General features: G+C 73.9%; 2 protein-coding genes. One reads left to right on the top strand and one right to left on the bottom strand.

Features of this window, described 5'->3' with window-relative positions:
- The coding region (locus tag A2U95_RS03340) for an SSI family serine proteinase inhibitor (protein WP_166020731.1) at window positions 1-467 on the bottom strand (467 nt) is incomplete at its 3' end.
- Window positions 468-650: 183 nt separating this feature from the next.
- Between A2U95_RS03340 and treZ the strand changes: the two genes are divergently transcribed.
- On the top strand, window positions 651-2,277 hold a 1,627-nt coding region (gene treZ / locus A2U95_RS03335), incomplete at its 3' end, for a malto-oligosyltrehalose trehalohydrolase (protein ID WP_166020730.1).

The following is a 2,277-nucleotide window of genomic DNA, read 5'->3' as shown; positions in this document are numbered from 1 at the left end:
GCCGGGGCGGCGTCGGCCAGGGTGAAGACGTCACCCGTTCGGGCGGTCATCACGCACTCGTTGGGAAAGGTCTCCGTGTACTGGACCAACTTGCCGCCCCATTCGCCGCGGGCACGGGCCGTGACCGGGGCGTACCGCATGGGGCAGACGGCGTCCGCGCGCTCCGGGATGGCCGTGGGGTCGCCGCCCGCCCGGGCCAGCTCGGCGCAGGCGCGGTCGGCCTCGCGGTGACCGGCGGCCTGCGGCGGGTCGCAGAGCAGCAGTGTGCCCCGGGCCTTGGCGGGGGCCGCTGAGCGGGCGTCGCCGTCGGTCACGGACACGTAGACCCAGTTTCCCTGGTAGGGCCCGGGCGGTGCGGCCTGGGCGGACGCGACGGCCGGAGCCGTCAGCAGCAGGGCGGCGGCCGTCAGCAGGGCGCCGCGCACCGGGAGGCCCCGGACGGCCGGGGCGCAGGAGATCAGTCTCATACCCGAAGCATCGGCATCCGCCGGGCTCTGCCACACCCAAGTCACCCGCACGGAGTACGGCATGACGTATCGCTCATGGGGGAAGGGTCGTGATGCTCAGCGCGATGATCCCTTGGTGTCGCAGGATGGTCCCGCTGCATCCAGGGCATACGGGCCAATCGCTGGAACGAAGGGGAGCCGTTCGTGGAGTTCGAGGTGTGGGCGCCGCAGGCCGGTCGGGTGACACTCCATTGCGACGGGGGCGAGTACGCGATGGAACCCGACGCGCTGCGCCGGGGGTGGTGGACGGCGCAGGCCGACGCGGAGGACGGCTCGCGGTACGGGTTCGCGCTGGACGACGGTCCGGTGCTGCCGGATCCGCGCTCCCGGCGGCAGCCCGACGGCCCGGACGGGCCGAGCGCCGTCGTCGACCACGGACGGTACCGGTGGCGCGCGGACTGGCCGGGCCGCCCGCTGCCCGGAGCGGTCCTCTACGAGCTGCACGTGGGCACGTACACGCCGGAGGGCACCCTCGACGCGGCCGCCGCGCGCCTGGAGCACCTCGCGGAGCTGGGCGTCACCCATGTGGAACTGATGCCGCTGTGCCCGTTCCCCGGGCGGCACGGCTGGGGGTACGAGGGCGTCTCCCTGTGGGCGGTGCACGAGCCGTACGGGGGACCCGAGGCGCTCAAGCGGTTCGTGGACCGGGCGCACGAGCTGGGGCTCGGGGTCGTGCTCGACGTGGTCCACAACCACCTCGGCCCGTCCGGCAACCACCTGCCGCGGTTCGGCCCCTACTTCACCGACACCCACCAGACCCCGTGGGGCGCCGCGGTGAACCTGGACGCGGCCGGGTCCGACGAGGTCCGCGAGTTCCTGGTCGACAGCGCCCTGAGCTGGCTGCGGGACTACCGGCTGGACGGTCTGCGGCTGGACGCGGTGCACGCCCTGCGCGACACGCGGGCCTACCACTTCCTGGAGGAGCTCTCGACCGCGGTGGACCGGCTGGCGGTGGGGCTGGGCCGGCCGCTGTTCCTGATCGCCGAGTCCGACCTGAACGACCCGCGGCTGCTCGCCCCCCGCGAGACGGGCGGGCTGGGGCTGCACGCCCAGTGGAACGACGACTTCCACCACGCGGTGCACACCGCGCTGACCTCCGAGTCGCAGGGCTACTACGCGGACTTCGCCCGTGACCCGTTCGCGGCGCTGGCCAAGACGCTGACCGCCGGGTTCTTCCACGACGGCACGTACTCGAGCTTCCGCGGCCGGCGGCACGGGCGGTCGCTGGACCGCTCCCGGTTCGCCGCGCACCGGCTGCTGGGCTACTCCCAGACCCACGACCAGATCGGCAACCGGGCTCAGGGGGACCGGCTGTCGGCCACCCTCTCCCCCGGTCTGCTGGCCTGCGCGGCCACCCTCACGCTGACCTCGCCGTTCACGCCGATGCTCTTCATGGGCGAGGAGTGGGGCGCCTCCACGCCCTGGCAGTTCTTCACCGACCACACCGACCCGGAGCTGGCGGAGGCGGTCCGGCAGGGGCGGCGGCGGGAGTTCGCTGCCCACGGCTGGGCGGAGGAGGACGTGCCGGATCCGCAGGACCCGGCGACGCGGGACCGGTCCTGCCTGGACTGGACGGAGCCGGTGAAGGAACCGCACGCGCGGCTGCTCGCGTGGTACCGGATGCTGATCGCGCTCCGTCACGAGCAGGGGGACCTCACGGATCCGGACCTCGCGGACGTGCGGGTCGCGTACGACGCGCAGGCGCGCTGGTTCGCGTTCCGGCGGGGTGACCTGCGCGTCGTCCTCAACCTGGGCGGGGAGCCGGCCGACG

Source organism: Streptomyces chilikensis, assembly GCF_001642695.1.
In the GTDB taxonomy this organism is placed as follows: Bacteria; Actinomycetota; Actinomycetes; order Streptomycetales; family Streptomycetaceae; genus Streptomyces; species Streptomyces chilikensis.
Note: the sequence above shows the minus strand (reverse complement) of the source record. Positions and strands in the feature narration are given on the sequence as shown.